We start from the raw sequence: 14,929 nt of genomic DNA on the forward strand, positions 1-14,929 counted from the left end.
GACCGGCGGTGCGAGACAAGCGGCTTCACATGTGCCACGCGGGGACCGTAGCGGTACCGAATGTCCGGTTCGTTACGGGGGCGTGGCTGTCAGTCGGCAGTGGCGAGTTCGGCTTCCGCGGTGGGACGGCCGGCGTAGGGCAGCGGGCCGCGGTCGCGGGCGGCACACCAGAGCACTGCGGTGGCGACGATCACCACGGCCGAGCCGAGCACGTGCAGCGAGACCAGTGCCTCGGGGATGCCCAGCGCGTACTGCAGGGAGCCCAGGCCGCCCTGGGCGAGGGTGATCACCCACAGCACGCCGTAGCGGCGCCACAGCCCGGCGGGCACCCCGGCGCGGACGAACTGGATGCCGAGGATCGCCAGCGCGATCAGGTAGGCGATCAGAAGTCCACTGTGGACGGTGACGAGCGTGTCGATGGGGGCCTGCAGGCGCGGCGTGTCCGGGTCGCCGCCGTGCGGGCCCGCGCCGGTGACCAGGGTTCCGGCCGCGAGGATGCCGCCGAGCAGCACCACCATGACGGCCAGCAGCCTGCGCCCCAGCGGCGGGATGAGCCAGCGCGGCGGTTCGTCGCCCTCGCGCAGCGCGCGCAGGAACAGCACGGCCAGCCACACCAGCGGGGTGGACGCCAGGAAGTGCAGCGCGACCGTCCACCAGAGCAGGTCGTTGAGCACGGTGATGCCGCCGAGCACCGCCTGGGCGACGACGCCGCCCGGCATGGTCCAGGCCAGCGCGACGAGCCTGCGGCGGCCCGGGTGGGCCTGCTGGATGCGCATGGCCATCAGCACACAGAGTGCGGACACCACGACCAGCACGCCGGACAGCATGCGGTTGCTGAACTCGATCCACTGGTTGAGCGCGGCGTACTCGGGGTGGTCGACCGGGAACATGCTGCCGGAGAAGCACTGCGGCCAGGTCGGGCAGCCCAGGCCCGAGCCGGTGACCCGCACGATCGAGCCGGTGACGCCGATGCCCGCCTGGGAGATCACCGCCGCGACGGCGACGGCCCGCTGTACGCCGGGCGAGGGATACGGCAGACGGGCGACCAGCTTGCTCAAGACCACCCCCGAATGGTATTCGCGCTCCCGCCGCGCGATCCGTGCGGGTTGCCGAAGGCTCGTGAAGGCCACCTTCATCACGTGAGACGTCAGGGTCCCGGCGAAGCCGGGTGGTCCGGAGCGCGTCATTCGCGTTCTGGAAGGCGAGACTCGCGTTCCTGAACACGAGACTCGCGCCGAATGGCCCGGTGCGGTCGCGCGAACGGTCCGTTCGGCCAGCCGACCACGGGGTGGTCTCGCTATCTGGAACTGGCGTGCCGGGCAGTGGGACCAGGAGGGCGGGAACGTGCAACTCGCGGGTCCGGAACGGACGACTCGCGGGTGGGGAACGGAGGACTCGCGCGAACGGACCGGTCACGCGGGCGACCGGCACCACGTGAGATCCGGCGTCCACATGGTGAGTTCTGCGCTCACGCACGCGAGTTCTACGTTCAGGAACGCGAGTTCTACGCTCGGGACCACTCACCGCGGCCTTGGGGGCACCGGCGCAGGACGGCCGGGCGAGGTCAGCTCAGGCGGGTGGTGCGGGTGGCCAGGGCGCCGATGGCGGCGGCCCAGACGAGCAGGGTCAGCAGCGGGCCGGCGGCGAAGCTGCCGTCCAGCAGCGCCGCCCGCAGGCCCTCGGCCAGCGCGCCCGACGGCAGCAGGGCGACGACGTCGCCGAACACGCCGGGCAGGGTCGCCGGCGCCAGCAGGATCCCGCCAGCCAGCAGCAGCACGAACCACACGACGTTGGCCACCGCCAGCACCGCCTCGGCCTTCAGCGAGCCGCCGAGCAGGACCCCGAGCGCGCCGAACGCCAGCGTCCCGCACACCAGCAGCAGCACCGCGGCGGCCACACCACCGGGCTCGGGCGACCAGCCGAGCAGCGCGGCCACCACGCCCAGCACGACGACCTGCACCGCCACCACGGTCAGCGCCGCGGTCAGCCGCCCGGCCAGCAGCAGCCACCGGGGCAGCGCGGTGGCCGCCAGCCGCTTGAGCACGCCGTAGCGGCGGTCGAAGCCCAGCGCGATGGCCTGCCCGGTGAACGCCGACGACATCACCGCCAGCGCCAGCAGCCGGGGCGTGATCCAGTCCACAGTGGACGCGCCGCCGAGCTGGGACGCGGGGAGGATGTCCAGCAGGCTCAGGCCGACCAGCAGTGTCAGCGGGATGAGCAGGGTCAGCAGCAGCTGCTCGCCGTGCCGCAGCGTCAGCGCCACCTCGGTCCGCGCCTGGGCGAGCAGCATCCGCCGCAGCGACCCGCGCCCTGGCGCCGGGGTGAACGTGCCGGCCTCGAACGTGGTCATGCCCGTAACGTCCGTCCCGTCAGCTCGAGGAAGACCTCCTCGAGATCCCGCCTGCCGACGTGCAGTTCCTCGGCCAGCACGCCGTGCTGCGCGCACCACGAGGTGACCGCCGACACCACCTGCGGGTCGACCTTGCCCGCGACCCGGTAGGTGCCCGGCGTGGGCTCACGCACCAGGTAACCCTCCGGCAGCGCCGCGCTCAGCAGGCCGGTGTCCAGCCCCGGCCGCGCGCGGAACCGCAGCTGCGCCTGCTCGGAGTGCTCCGCGGTCAGCTCGGTCGGCGCGCCGTCGGCGATGACCCTGCCGTTGTCGACGATCACCACCCGGTCGGCCAGCGCCTCGGCCTCCTCCATCAGGTGGGTGGTGAGCAGCACGCTGACGCCGTCGGCCCGCAGCGCCCGCAGCAGATCCCAGACCAGCCGCCGCGCCTGCGGGTCCATGCCCGCGGTCGGCTCGTCGAGGAACACCAGCTCGGGCCTGCCGACGATCGCGCAGGCCAGCGACAGCCGCTGCTGCTGCCCGCCGGACAGCCGCTTGAACGGCGTCCGCCGCACCTTCGCCAGCCCGAGGACGTCCAGCAGCCAGCCGGTGTCCAGCGGGCTGGCCGCACACGCCGCCACCAGGCCGAGCATCTCGGCCGCCCGCACGCCGGGGTAGGCGCCGCCGCCCTGCGGCATAACGCCGATCCGGGCCCGCAGCCGGGCGCCGTCGGCGACCGGGTCGAGCCCGAGCACCCGCACCGAGCCGGCGTCGGGACGCTGGAAGCCCTCGCACACCTCGACGGTGGTCGTCTTGCCCGCGCCGTTGGGGCCCAGCAGGGCGAGCAGGCTGCCCCGGGGCATCCGCAGGTCGAGGCCGTCGACGGCGGTCGTCGATCCGAACCGCTTCACCAGACCGGTGATCTCGACGGCAGGGGCGCTCACGACGGTCAAGGGTACGGCGTGCGGTTCAGGCGCTCGGCTCCGGCTCCTTGTCCCGGCGGCGCAGGCGCGGCAGCTCGGGAACCAGCTCCGGCGCGCGCCTGCGCACCAGCAGCACCGCGATCACCACGACGATCGCCGCCGCGGTGTAGGCCGACACGGGCACGAACATCCGGCCGCCGAAGGTGCCGCCGGTGGGGAAGGCCACGAACGCCAGCGCCACGCTGACCACGGTCGCGGCCACCCGGAACCGCGACGTGCCCGCGGCGGCGGCCAGCGGGATGACCGCCCACAGCAGCCACCACGGCTGCAACGCCACGTGCAGCATCATGAACGCGCCGAGCGACACACCCAGCCCGATGATCGGCCGGTACTTCCACTTGAAGCTGTCCCAGAGGAACTTCAGCGTGATCGCGCCCGCCGCGGCGTAGCCGATCAGGCTGATGATCGTCACCAGCGCGCCGGTGTGGTTGCCCAGGCCCAGCGCGATGCCGAGCACGCCGCCCAGGTTGGCCAGCTCGGCGATCGGCGAGATGAACGAGCGCACCAGCCCGGCCGTCCCCATCGTGCCGATCCAGCCGAAGCCCAGCCCGGTGCCCAGGCAGATCACGACGGTCACCACGGCGAACACGCCGCTCATCAGCGCCGCCGCCTTCACCAGGTCGCTGATCCGGCTGTGCCAGCGCCTGGCGATCATCACCCCGAGGAAGCCCAGCGCCACCACGGCGTGGATCTTCACCATGGCCGCGACCGAGATCACCGCCGCGCCGAGGATCAGGTAGGCCAGCTCGCCCTGTGCCAGCGGCGGCGGGCTGTCCCCGGACACCCGGTACGGCAGCCTGCGCAGGGCCAGTTCCAGCCCGGCCAGCATCAGGCCGATGGCCAGCGCCTCGTTGTGGATCCCGGCCACCAGGTGGAACGACACCAGCGGGTTGAGCGCGCCCAGCCACAGCGCGGTCGCCGGCTGCACGCCGAAGCGGGTGGCGAGCTTGGGCAGCGCCCAGACGATCAGCGCCACCCCGACCAGCGCCAGTGCCCGCTGGACCAGGATCCCGGTGGGGATCTCGTTGCCGACGATGCTGGACAGCCAGCTGCCCACCCGCAGGAACAGCGGGCCGTAGGGCGCCGGGGTGTCCTTCCACATGTTGGACACGCCCGCGGTGAACGGGTCGGCGACGCCGAGCGCGTCGGCCGGGCCGAGGGTGTACGGGTCCATGCCGCGGCGCACGATCTCGCCCTGGGCCAGGTAGCTGTAGACGTCCCGGGAGAACAGCGGCGGGATGATCAGCAGGGGAGTGCACCACATGACCAGCGTGCGGTGCAGCTGGCGGGGGGTGGCCAGCCGCTCGCGGCCGGGCTTGGCGAACCGGCCGATCCACAGCCAGGCGATCACCATCATGAACATGCCGATGGCCGCCAGTGCCAGCGAGACCGTCGGGATGCGGGCGAACAGCCGCAGCACGGGGATCTCCAGCACCGGGTTGATCACCGGGGCGGCGCTGGCGCCGAGCGAGCCGAACGCCAGCATCAGGGCGCCGACGATGCCGAACCGGCGCACGATGGTCAGCGTGCGCTGCTCCGCGGCGTCCAGCGGGGCGGCGTCGCCCGGGTACACCGGGGACACCACCGGGCGCCCACCGGCTTCCGGCACCGGTTCCTGCTGCGCTCGCTTCTCGCCAAGTACCACGAGCGGAAGCGTATCGACTCCGGGTCCGCCGTGATGCCGGTCACGCACAACCGGGGTCCCTTTGCCCCGCCGGAGTAAATACGACACACTTGTGTTGTGAAAAAGACCGAGGCCGATCAGCAGCACGACGCCGCGCCGCGGCGTGGTGCCGCCGACCTCGGTATGCCCAGTGTTCCCGCCCAGGCCGGGGCGGACGGGCGGACCCGCCACGAGGTGGCCCGCCTGCTGCTGGAGGAGGGGCCGATCACGGCCGCGGCGGTCGCCGCCCGGCTCGGGATCAGTCCCACGGCGGTGCGCAGGCACCTCGACGCACTGCTGTCCGACGGCGAGGCCGAGACGCTGGACGCGCCCCGGCGCGGCCCGCGTGGCCGGGGTCGCCCGGCCAAGATGTTCCGGCTGACCGACACCGGGCGCGCCCGGTTCGGGCACGCCTACGACGACCTCGCGGTCTCGGCCGTGCGGTTCCTCGCCGAGCACGCGGGCGAGGAGGCCGTCCGGGCGTTCGCCGAGCGCAGGGTCGCGGCGCTGGTGGAACCCCACCGCGACGCCGTCACCCAGCTCAGTGAGCCCGCGGCCAGGGCGGAGGCCCTCGCCACGGCCCTGACCAGGGAGGGATACGCTGCGTCGACCCGCCAGGTCGGCGCCGGCGAGCAGCTGTGCCAGCACCACTGCCCGGTGGCGCACGTCGCCGCCGAGTTCCCACAGCTGTGCGAGGCCGAGACCGAGGCGTTCGCCCGGCTGCTGGGCACCCACGTGCAGCGGCTGGCGACCATCGCACGTGGCGACACCGCGTGCACCACACACGTGCCGGCGGATCATCCGCGCGGTAACGAAGCACCACCCCCGAACGGAGGGACACCCGCATGACTGCCGCTGCCGAGCAGCGCACTCCCACCACCGCGCCCATGACCCAGGAAGAGACGATCGACTCGCTGGGCAGGTACGCGTTCGGCTGGGCCGACTCCGACGAGGCCGGTGCCAGTGCCCGGCGTGGGCTCAACGAGGACGTCGTCACCGACATCTCGGCGAAGAAGTCCGAGCCGGAGTGGATGCGCGAGACGCGCCTGAAGGCGCTGAAGTTGTTCGAGCGCAAGCCGATGCCCAACTGGGGTGCCGACCTGTCGGGGATCGACTTCGACAACATCAAGTACTTCGTGCGCTCCACCGAGAAGCAGGCCACCAGCTGGGAGGACCTGCCCGAGGACATCAAGAACACCTACGACAAGCTGGGCATCCCCGAGGCGGAGAAGCAGCGGCTGGTCGCCGGTGTCGCGGCGCAGTACGAGTCCGAGGTCGTCTACCACCAGATCCGCGAGGACCTGGAGGCCCAGGGCGTGATCTTCCTGGACACCGACACCGGCCTGCGTGAGCACCCGGAGCTGTTCAAGGAGTACTTCGGCTCGGTCATCCCGGCCGGTGACAACAAGTTCTCCGCGCTGAACACCGCGGTGTGGTCGGGTGGCTCGTTCATCTACGTGCCCAAGGGCGTCCACGTGGACATCCCGCTGCAGGCCTACTTCCGGATCAACACCGAGAACATGGGCCAGTTCGAGCGGACGCTGATCATCGTCGACGAGGACGCCTACGTCCACTACGTCGAGGGCTGCACGGCGCCGATCTACCAGTCGGACTCGCTGCACTCGGCGGTCGTCGAGATCATCGTGAAGAAGGGCGGCCGCTGCCGTTACACGACCATCCAGAACTGGTCGAACAACGTCTACAACCTGGTGACCAAGCGTGCCAAGGCCGAAGAGGGCGCCACCATGGAGTGGGTCGACGGCAACATCGGCTCCAAGGTCACCATGAAGTACCCGTCGGTGTTCCTGATGGGCGAGCACGCCAAGGGCGAGGTGCTCTCCGTCGCGTTCGCCGGTGAGGGCCAGCACCAGGACGCCGGCGCGAAGATGGAGCACCTGGCTCCGTACACCTCGTCGACGGTCGTGTCGAAGTCGGTCGCCCGCGGCGGTGGCCGGACCTCGTACCGCGGCCTGGTGAAGGTCGCCAAGCGGGCACACCACTCGCGTTCCAGCGTGGTGTGCGACGCGCTGCTGGTCGACACGATCTCGCGCTCGGACACCTACCCGTACGTGGACATCCGCAACGACGAGGTGTCCATGGGCCACGAGGCCACGGTGTCCAAGGTCAGCGAGGACCAGCTGTTCTACCTGATGTCGCGCGGCCTCACCGAGGAAGAGGCGATGGCCATGGTGGTGCGCGGGTTCGTCGAGCCGATCGCGCGCGAGCTGCCGATGGAGTACGCGCTGGAGCTGAACCGACTGATCGAGCTGCAGATGGAAGGGTCCGTCGGCTGACATGACGGCTACTACTGAGAACAACGTGTCCGCCGCCGCGCGGGAGTCGGTCGTCCCGGCCGCCTCCCGGGCGGAGCGGTTCGCCTCCTACGACGTCGAGGCCTTCGAGGTCCCGGGCGGGCGCGAGGAGAACTGGCGCTTCACGCCGATGAAGCGGCTGCGGGGGCTGCACGACGGCACCGCCGTCGCCGACGGGGAACTGGTCGTGGAGGCCGACGTGGCCCCCGAGGTCACCGTCGAGACCGTGGGCCGCGACGACGAGCGGCTCGGCGCCGCCGGCGTGCCCAGCGACCGCATCGCCGCGCAGGCCTACACGGCCTTCGCCAAGGCGACGGTGGTGACGGTGCCGAAGGAGACCAAGGCGTCCAGGCCGAGCGTGCTGCGCCTGACCGGCCCCGGCGAGGGCAAGGTCGCCTACGGGCACCTGCAGGTGCGCGCGGAGGCGTTCGCGGAGGCCGTGATCATCCTCGACCACACCGGGTCGGGCACCTACGCCGACAACGTGGAGTTCGTGATCGGCGACTCGGCGAAGGTCACCGTGGTGTCGGTGCAGGACTGGGCCGACGACGCGGTGCACGTGTCCGAGCAGCACCTGAAGGTCGGCCGCGACGCCGTGCTCAAGCACACCGTGGTCACCCTCGGCGGCAACCTGGTCCGGGTGTCGCCGACCGCGACGTTCGCCCAGCCGGGCGGCGAGGTCGAGCTGCTGGGCCTGTACTTCGCCGACGCGGGGCAGCACCAGGAGCACCGGCTGTTCGTCGACCACGCCGTGCCGCACTGCAAGTCCAACGTCATGTACAAGGGCGCGCTGCAGGGCGACGACGCGCACGCGGTGTGGATCGGCGACGTGCTGATCCGCGCGGCCGCCGAGGCCACCGATACCTACGAGCTCAACCGGAACCTGGTGCTGACCGAGGGTGCCCGCGCGGACTCGGTGCCCAACCTGGAGATCGAGACCGGCGAGATCGAGGGCGCGGGCCACGCCAGCGCCACCGGGCGGTTCGACGACGAGCAGCTGTTCTACCTGCAGTCGCGCGGGATCGCCGAGGAGCAGGCGCGCAGGCTGGTCGTGCGCGGGTTCTTCCACGAGATCCTGGTGAAGATCGGCGTTCCCGAGGTGCGTGAGCGCCTGGAAGCCGCGATCGAAGCCGAACTCCAGGCCGTCGGCGCCTGACCCGAACTTTCCCGTCCACCCAGGAGAACGAAGCAAACCCATGGCAACACTGGAAATCAAGGACCTGCACGCCTCGGTCACGACCGAGGAGGGTGCCAAGGAGATCCTCAAGGGCGTCAACCTCACCATCCGTTCCGGTGAGACGCACGCCATCATGGGGCCCAACGGCTCGGGCAAGTCCACCCTGTCCTACGCGATCGCCGGCCACCCCAAGTACGAGGTGACCTCCGGCCAGGTCCTGCTCGACGGCGAGGACGTGCTGGAGATGAGCGTCGACGAGCGTGCCCGCGCCGGCCTGTTCCTCGCCATGCAGTACCCGGTCGAGGTGCCCGGCGTGTCCATGTCGAACTTCCTGCGCACCGCGGCCACCGCGATCCGTGGCGAGGCACCCAAGCTGCGCCACTGGGTCAAGGAGGTCAAGGAGGAGATGGGCAAGCTCGACATCTCCGCCGAGTTCGCCGAGCGCAGCGTGAACGAGGGCTTCTCCGGCGGTGAGAAGAAGCGTCACGAGATCCTGCAGCTGGCGCTGCTCAAGCCGAAGTTCGCCGTGCTGGACGAGACCGACTCGGGCCTGGACGTCGACGCGCTGCGCGTGGTCTCGCAGGGCGTCAACGACTACAAGGCGAACAACGAGGTCGGCGTCATGCTGATCACGCACTACACCCGGATCCTCAAGCACATCACCCCGGACTACGTGCACGTGTTCGCCGGCGGGAAGATCGTCGAGTCCGGCGGTGTTGAACTCGCTGACGAGCTCGAGGAGAACGGCTACGTCAAGTACGTCAAGGCCGAGGCCGCGGTCTGAGTTCGCGGGTCACCCCGGAGTCCACCACCACAGCACGAGAGGAGTTGGCGCGATGACCACCACCACGTCAGCCGGCTCTGTCCCACTGGACGTCGGCGCCGTGCGCGGCGACTTCCCGATCCTGGCCCGCACCGTGCGGGACGGCAAACCACTGGTGTACCTGGACTCCGGGGCGACCTCGCAGCGTCCGCTGCAGGTGCTCGACGCCGAGCGGCGCTTCCTGGAGACCTCCAACGCGGCGGTGCACCGCGGCGCGCACCAGCTCGCCGAGGAGTCCACCGACGCCTACGAGGGCGCCAGGGTGCGCATCGCCGAGTTCGTCGGCGCCACCCCCGGTGAGCTGGTGTTCACGAAGAACGCCACCGAGGGCTTCAACCTGGTCGCCTACGCGATGAGCAACTCCGCCACCTCGGGCGAGGAGGCGGAGCGGTTCCGGATCGGTCCCGGCGACGAGATCGTCATCACCGAGATGGAGCACCACGCCAACCTGGTGCCGTGGCAGCAGCTGTGTCAGCGCACCGGTGCCACGCTGCGCTGGTTCGGGGTCACCGACGACGGCAGGCTCGATCTGTCCGATGTGGACAGCCTGATCACCGAGCGGACCAAGCTGGTGGCGTTCACCCACCAGTCAAATGTGCTCGGCACGGTCAACCCGCTGGAAACGCTGGTGCGCAAGGCGAAGTCGGTCGGCGCGCTGACGCTGGCCGACGCCTGCCAGTCGGTTCCGCACATGCCGGTGGACTTCGCCGGGTCCGGTGTGGACTTCGCGGTGTTCTCCGGGCACAAGATGCTCGGCCCGTCCGGCATCGGCGTGCTCTACGGCCGCCGTGAGCTGCTGGAGGCCATGCCGCCGTTCATCACCGGCGGTTCGATGATCGAGCTGGTCCGCATGGAGGGCTCGACGTTCGCGCCGCCGCCGCAGCGGTTCGAGGCCGGTTCGCCGATGACCTCGCAGGCCGTCGGCCTGGGCGCGGCCGTCGAGTACCTGTCGGCCGTCGGCATGGACCGGATCGCCGCGCACGAGCACGCGCTCACCGAGGCGGCGCTGGCCGGGCTCGGCGAGATCGACGGGGTGCGGATCATCGGCCCCGCCGACTCGGCCGACCGTGGTGGTGCCGTGTCGTTCGTGATCGACGGCGTGCACCCGCACGACGCCGGCCAGGTGCTGGACAGCCTGGGCGTCGCGGTGCGGGTCGGCCACCACTGTGCCTGGCCGCTGCACCGCCGGATGGGTGTCCCGGCGACCGTGCGCGCGTCGTTCTATCTGTACAACGACCTCAGCGAGGTGGACGCCCTGGTGGCCGGTGTCCGCGAGGCGCAGCGTTTCTTCGGGGTGGCCTGAGCCGTGCAGCTGGAGAGCATGTACCAGGAGATCATCCTGGACCACTACAAGAACCCGCACGGCCGCGGTCTGCGTGACCCGTTCGACGCCGAGTCGTTCCAGGTGAACCCGACCTGCGGCGACGAGGTGACGCTGCGGGTGTCGCTGGACGGTGACAAGGTCGGCGACGTGTCCTACGAGGGGCAGGGCTGCTCGATCAGCCAGGCGTCGGCGTCGGTGTTGACGGATCTCGTCGTGGGGCACACCGTGGACGAGGCGATGTCCACCATGGAGGCCTTCGTCGAGCTGATGCAGGGACGGGGTCAGGTCGAGCCGGACGAGGACGTGCTCGAGGACGCCGTCGCCTTCGCTGGCGTGGCGAAGTACCCGGCCAGGGTCAAGTGCGCCCTGCTCGGGTGGATGGCCTTCAAGGACGCGCTGACCAGGACCGAAGCGAACCGCCGGAACGGAGAGGCTTCATGAGCGAGACGACAGCGGACCACCGGGAGGGACGCACGGCGGCCGACCTGCCGGAGCAGGCCGAGCCGTCCGCCGACGTCGCCAAGGTCGAGGACCTGGAGGAGGCCATGCGTGACGTGGTCGACCCGGAGCTCGGCATCAACGTGGTGGACCTCGGACTGGTGTACGACATCCGGGTGGAGCCGGACAACACGGCGACCCTGGACATGACGCTGACCTCGGCGGCCTGCCCGCTGACCGACGTCATCGAGGACCAGACCGCGGCGGCGCTGACCGGCGGCGCGGGTCTGGTGAAGGACTTCCGGATCAACTGGGTGTGGATGCCCCCGTGGGGCCCGGAGAAGATCACCGAGGACGGCCGCGAGCAGCTGCGCGCCCTCGGCTTCACGGTGTAGCTCCTCCCGGCTGGCCCAAGCACGTGAAGGCCACCTTCATTACGTCTCACGTGATGAAGGTGGCCTTCACGTGCTTGTGGACCGTCAGCCGACCGGTCCGCGTGCGCGCAAGCCGTTGATCAGGCCCGCGACGGTGTCCGGTGCGCGGCAGGTCAGCCATGTTGTGCTGCCGTCGGACAACGTCAGCCGCAGCACCCGCCCCGGCCACAGCACGGACATCCCGGAAGCCAAGCCGCGCAGCGAACCCCGCACCAGCCAGGTGACGGTGTCGAGTTCGGCGGTGTCCGCACGCTCGACGGTGTCCAGCCGGACGAGCCGCCGCACCGGGCCGAGCCGCACACGGACGGCGTGCTCGTCGACCCGCAACGAGTAGCGTCCCAGCGCCTCGAGCGCGACCGCGGCCACGACCGGCGCGACGCCTGCCAGCCCGATCAACGGACCGAGCATGATACTCAGTACCGCCGTGGCCACGACCCCGCCGAGGGTCAGCGCCGCGGCGAGCCATCGGTAGATCCAGACCGGCTGGCGCTCCGACCACAGCACTCGTTCTCCGGCGCCAATCGGTGTCACGGCCGCGCCGGCGGGCAGGGGACCGGCGGCCGGAAGGTCTGGTACCTCGGTTCCGGCGAGCAGCAGGCCAACGGCGAGCGCGAGCACGATCGCGAGCGGCACCGCGGCCAGCAGCATCAGCGACGGCGGGCCCACCTGCTCGGGGCTGGTGGCGTCCAGCGCCGGTGCCAGGATTGCCAGCAGGGCCAACGGCAGAACGGTGGTGACCACCAGGACGGTCGGCAGCACCGCGGCGCGGAAGTGTTTATTCAGTAAGAAGATCGTGGCGCCGAGCAGCCACACCGCGATCGCGGTGCCCAGTAGTCCGACGGAGACGGAGTCGACCGATATCGTGCCGACGACGGGTTGCCCGGTTCCCGCGCTCCCGCGTTGGGGGAGGGTAGCGGGAAGGCGTGAGCGCCAGACCAGTGCCAGCGTGCTGCCGGTACCGATGCTGATCGCGGGCAGCAGGACCAGGCCGGTGAGCCAGCGAACGTTCATGGCAACGCCTTTCGCACGAGTTGGACGACGTCGTCGGCGCCGAGGCCCATGCGCCGGGCCGCGTCCGCCACTTCCCGCAGTGCCGCGGACATTCGGGCACTGTCGGCAGGATGAGTGGCGGTGATCACCGCACCCCGGCCCCGGCGCAGCTCCAGCAGCCCCTCGTCTCGCAGCGCGGCGTACGCCTTGAGCACCGTGTGCATGTTGACCCCCAGCGAGTCGGCGAGTTCCCGGGCGGCGGGGAGCCGGTCACCGGTGGTGATGGTCCCATTGACCAGGTGCTGGCGGACGTTGCCGCTGATCTGCTCGACGAGCGGTACGGAGCTGGACGGGTCGACGCGGAACAACATGTTCTATTGTTTATAGAATAATCAGCATTGAGTCAAATGTATAACGGCCTATACGGCACCGCTTTGAGGTCACTCCACCGTCCGGGACGCCTGCCGACGTTGCCCGCGGAAGACCACGAACAGCAGCCGAAGGCCGACCAGCGCGCTGATCACCAGCAGGTTGTAGCCGAACACGTGGTTGAGCGGCAGGTCCGGCAGCACGTTCGGCCCGCCGCTGCCGGCCAGCAGCAGCGCCGCCATCAGGCCGGTGGTGGCGCCCGCGAACGCCAGCAGCACCTCGTGCAGCCATCCGGTGACGACGCCGCGGTCACGCTCGTCGGCCAGCAGCCGGACGTTGACCGACAGCCTGCCCTGCTCCAGCGCCCCGGTGATCCGGTCGATCCGCCGCGGTAGCCCGCGCAGCACCGGCAGCATGGCCAGCAACTCGTCCCGCGCGACCTGACCGGCCGAGTCCGGCCGCATCTTCTCGCCGACGCGTGCCGTGGCGAACTGCCGCGACTCGACCATGATGTTGAACCCGGGCGCCAGCATCGCCAGCGTGCCCTCCATCGTCGCCAGCGCGCGGAACACGGCCGCGACCGGCGGCGGCACGGCCAGCCGGAACTCGGCGATCACCCGGAACAGGTCGGTGAACAACTCGACGTCCGGCGCCTGCCCGTGGCTGAAATGCTTGGCGACCAGCGCGCCCAGCGCCCGTTCCAGCCGCTGCTCGTCGATCTCGTCCGGCCGGTCGACGACGTCGAGCAGCCCGTCGCGCAACGCACCCGGGTCGCCTCGGTCGATGGCCAGCAGCAGGCGGTTCAACCCGGAGCGCAACCCGGCGTCCAGCCTGCCGACCGAGCCGAAGTCGAGCAGGCCGAGCCGCCCGTCGGCCAGCAGCAGCACGTTGCCGGGGTGCGGGTCCGCGTGGAACACGCCGTGCAGCATCACCTGCCGCAGCAGGCAGTCCAGCAGCGAGCGGGCCAACGGCTCCCGCTGCCCGTCCTCCGGCCGCGCGCTGCCGAGCGGGACGCCGTCGAGCCGGTCCATCACCAGCACCCGCTCGGTGGACAGGTTCTGGTGCACCCGGGGCAGCGCCACGGCGCCGTCCGGGTAGGCCGCGGTCACCGCGGCGATGTTGCGGGCCTCGACCCGGAAGTCCAGCTCCTCGACCAGTGCCACGGCGAACCCCTCGGCCAGCTCCACCACGCCCAGCGAACGGGCCCAGGCGGCACGCGAGTTCAGCGACGCCGCGACCCGGCCGACGATGTCCAGGTCGCGTTCCACGACCTGGCGGACGTCCGGCCGCTGCACCTTGACCACCACGTCCTCGCCGGAGCGCAGCCGCGCCCGGTGCACCTGCGCGATCGAGGCCGCCGCGAGCGGCACCGGGTCGAACTCGGCGAACAGCTCGGCCGAGCCCGCGCCCAGCTCGTCACGCAGCACCTCCTCGATCCGCTCGGCCGGCACGCGCGACACCTGGTCCTGCAGCCGGCTCAGCTCCTCGATGAACGGCGGCGCCAGCAGATCGGGCCGGGTGGACAGCAGCTGACCGAGTTTGACGAACGTGACCCCGCCTTCCTCGAGCGCCTTGCGCAGCGACCGGGCCAGCGTGGCCTGCCTGCCGGAGATCTCCGGGTCGCGGCGGCCGACCAGGTACGGGCCCAGCCCGTGCCGCACGGCGATCCGGCTGATCTGCGAGTACCGCCGTGCCCGCGCCACCCTGCGCCGCAGCGACCGCAGCCGCGCGATCGGCCCGAGGGCCGTGCCGCTGGGCACGGCCATCTCCGCGAGGAACAGGAAGATCATCGTCGCCAGCAGCGCACTGCCCGCGATGGGGATGATCAACGCGGCGAACGCACCGGGACTGTTCTGCATCCGGCTCAGCAGCACCGTCATCGCGCCCACGCCGACGGCCCAGCCGATCGCGGCACCGACCAGCGCCCTGACCACGCCGATGCGAACACCGAGCACGCGACGGGCCGCGACGACGAGCGGCCACAGCACGACGAGGTAGAAGGGAAGGCTGAGCAGCGCGAACAGCGGTGAGAGCATGGGCAGAATCCAAGCACGCCCGCGGACCGCCAGTCTCGTTCGGACGTCTGC

At 71.0% G+C, this 14,929-nt stretch carries 14 protein-coding genes; 7 read left to right on the top strand and 7 right to left on the bottom strand.

Annotated features, from left to right (window positions below):
• Positions 1–89: 89 nt before the first annotated feature.
• The 4 genes from EWH70_RS00955 to mptB form a co-directional block, all read right to left on the bottom strand.
• Entirely contained in the window at positions 90–1,064 is a 975-nt protein-coding gene (locus EWH70_RS00955; RefSeq protein WP_205668994.1) for a COX15/CtaA family protein, read from the bottom strand.
• A gap of 500 nt (positions 1,065–1,564) precedes the next feature.
• Positions 1,565–2,350, bottom strand: a complete 786-nt coding sequence (locus tag EWH70_RS00960) for an ABC transporter permease (protein WP_130473268.1) — start codon at positions 2,348–2,350, stop codon at positions 1,565–1,567.
• The gene (locus EWH70_RS00965; RefSeq protein ID WP_130473269.1) at positions 2,347–3,273 is read right to left on the bottom strand and encodes an ABC transporter ATP-binding protein; all 927 of its coding nucleotides are present in this window, start codon (positions 3,271–3,273) and stop codon (positions 2,347–2,349) included. The genes EWH70_RS00960 and EWH70_RS00965 overlap by 4 nt, the downstream gene beginning before the upstream one ends.
• 25 nt (positions 3,274–3,298) lie before the next feature.
• A complete protein-coding gene (gene mptB, locus EWH70_RS00970; protein ID WP_130473667.1) occupies positions 3,299–4,921 on the bottom strand; it encodes a polyprenol phosphomannose-dependent alpha 1,6 mannosyltransferase MptB in 1,623 nt (540 codons plus the stop codon).
• Between the two features lie 132 nt (positions 4,922–5,053).
• Here mptB and EWH70_RS00975 point away from each other — a divergent pair, with 132 nt between their 5' ends.
• From EWH70_RS00975 to EWH70_RS01005, 7 genes are read left to right on the top strand one after another with little or no spacing between them, the layout of a single operon-like run.
• Positions 5,054–5,824 carry a helix-turn-helix transcriptional regulator gene (locus tag EWH70_RS00975; protein ID WP_420809019.1) on the top strand — a complete coding sequence of 257 codons (771 nt, stop codon included), beginning with the start codon at positions 5,054–5,056 and terminating at the stop codon, positions 5,822–5,824.
• Positions 5,821–7,269, top strand: a complete 1,449-nt coding sequence (sufB, locus tag EWH70_RS00980; protein ID WP_130473271.1) for a Fe-S cluster assembly protein SufB — start codon at positions 5,821–5,823, stop codon at positions 7,267–7,269. The genes EWH70_RS00975 and sufB overlap by 4 nt, the downstream gene beginning before the upstream one ends.
• 1 nt (position 7,270) lies before the next feature.
• Positions 7,271–8,443, top strand: a complete 1,173-nt coding sequence (gene sufD, locus EWH70_RS00985) for a Fe-S cluster assembly protein SufD (RefSeq protein ID WP_130473272.1) — start codon at positions 7,271–7,273, stop codon at positions 8,441–8,443.
• 40 nt (positions 8,444–8,483) lie between these two features.
• Positions 8,484–9,248 carry a Fe-S cluster assembly ATPase SufC gene (gene sufC, locus EWH70_RS00990; RefSeq protein WP_130473273.1) on the top strand — a complete coding sequence of 255 codons (765 nt, stop codon included), beginning with the start codon at positions 8,484–8,486 and terminating at the stop codon, positions 9,246–9,248.
• A gap of 52 nt (positions 9,249–9,300) precedes the next feature.
• Entirely contained in the window at positions 9,301–10,590 is a 1,290-nt protein-coding gene (locus tag EWH70_RS00995; protein WP_130473274.1) for a cysteine desulfurase, read from the top strand.
• 3 nt (positions 10,591–10,593) lie between these two features.
• Entirely contained in the window at positions 10,594–11,052 is a 459-nt protein-coding gene (gene sufU, locus EWH70_RS01000) for a Fe-S cluster assembly sulfur transfer protein SufU (protein WP_130473275.1), read from the top strand.
• Complete coding sequence (locus EWH70_RS01005; protein ID WP_130473276.1) at positions 11,049–11,444, top strand: metal-sulfur cluster assembly factor; 396 nt, start codon at positions 11,049–11,051, stop codon at positions 11,442–11,444. Before sufU ends, EWH70_RS01005 begins: the two co-directional genes overlap by 4 nt.
• Before the next feature lie 84 nt (positions 11,445–11,528).
• On the opposite strand, the gene EWH70_RS01010 is transcribed toward EWH70_RS01005, so the two are convergent.
• The 3 genes from EWH70_RS01010 to EWH70_RS01020 all read right to left on the bottom strand — a co-directional run bounded on the left by EWH70_RS01010 (position 11,529) and on the right by EWH70_RS01020 (position 14,878).
• Positions 11,529–12,494: a hypothetical protein gene (locus tag EWH70_RS01010; protein ID WP_130473277.1), complete on the bottom strand. Its 966-nt coding sequence runs from the start codon at positions 12,492–12,494 to the stop codon at positions 11,529–11,531.
• Complete coding sequence (locus EWH70_RS01015; RefSeq protein ID WP_130473278.1) at positions 12,491–12,844, bottom strand: GntR family transcriptional regulator; 354 nt, start codon at positions 12,842–12,844, stop codon at positions 12,491–12,493. Before EWH70_RS01015 ends, EWH70_RS01010 begins: the two co-directional genes overlap by 4 nt.
• Positions 12,845–12,913: 69 nt before the next feature.
• Positions 12,914–14,878 (bottom strand): ABC1 kinase family protein, encoded by a 1,965-nt coding sequence (locus tag EWH70_RS01020; RefSeq protein WP_130473279.1) that lies wholly within the window; start codon positions 14,876–14,878, stop codon positions 12,914–12,916.
• Between the last annotated feature and the right edge of the window lie 51 nt (positions 14,879–14,929).

This window comes from Amycolatopsis suaedae (assembly GCF_004214935.1).
Taxonomy (GTDB): Bacteria; Actinomycetota; Actinomycetes; order Mycobacteriales; family Pseudonocardiaceae; genus Amycolatopsis; species Amycolatopsis suaedae.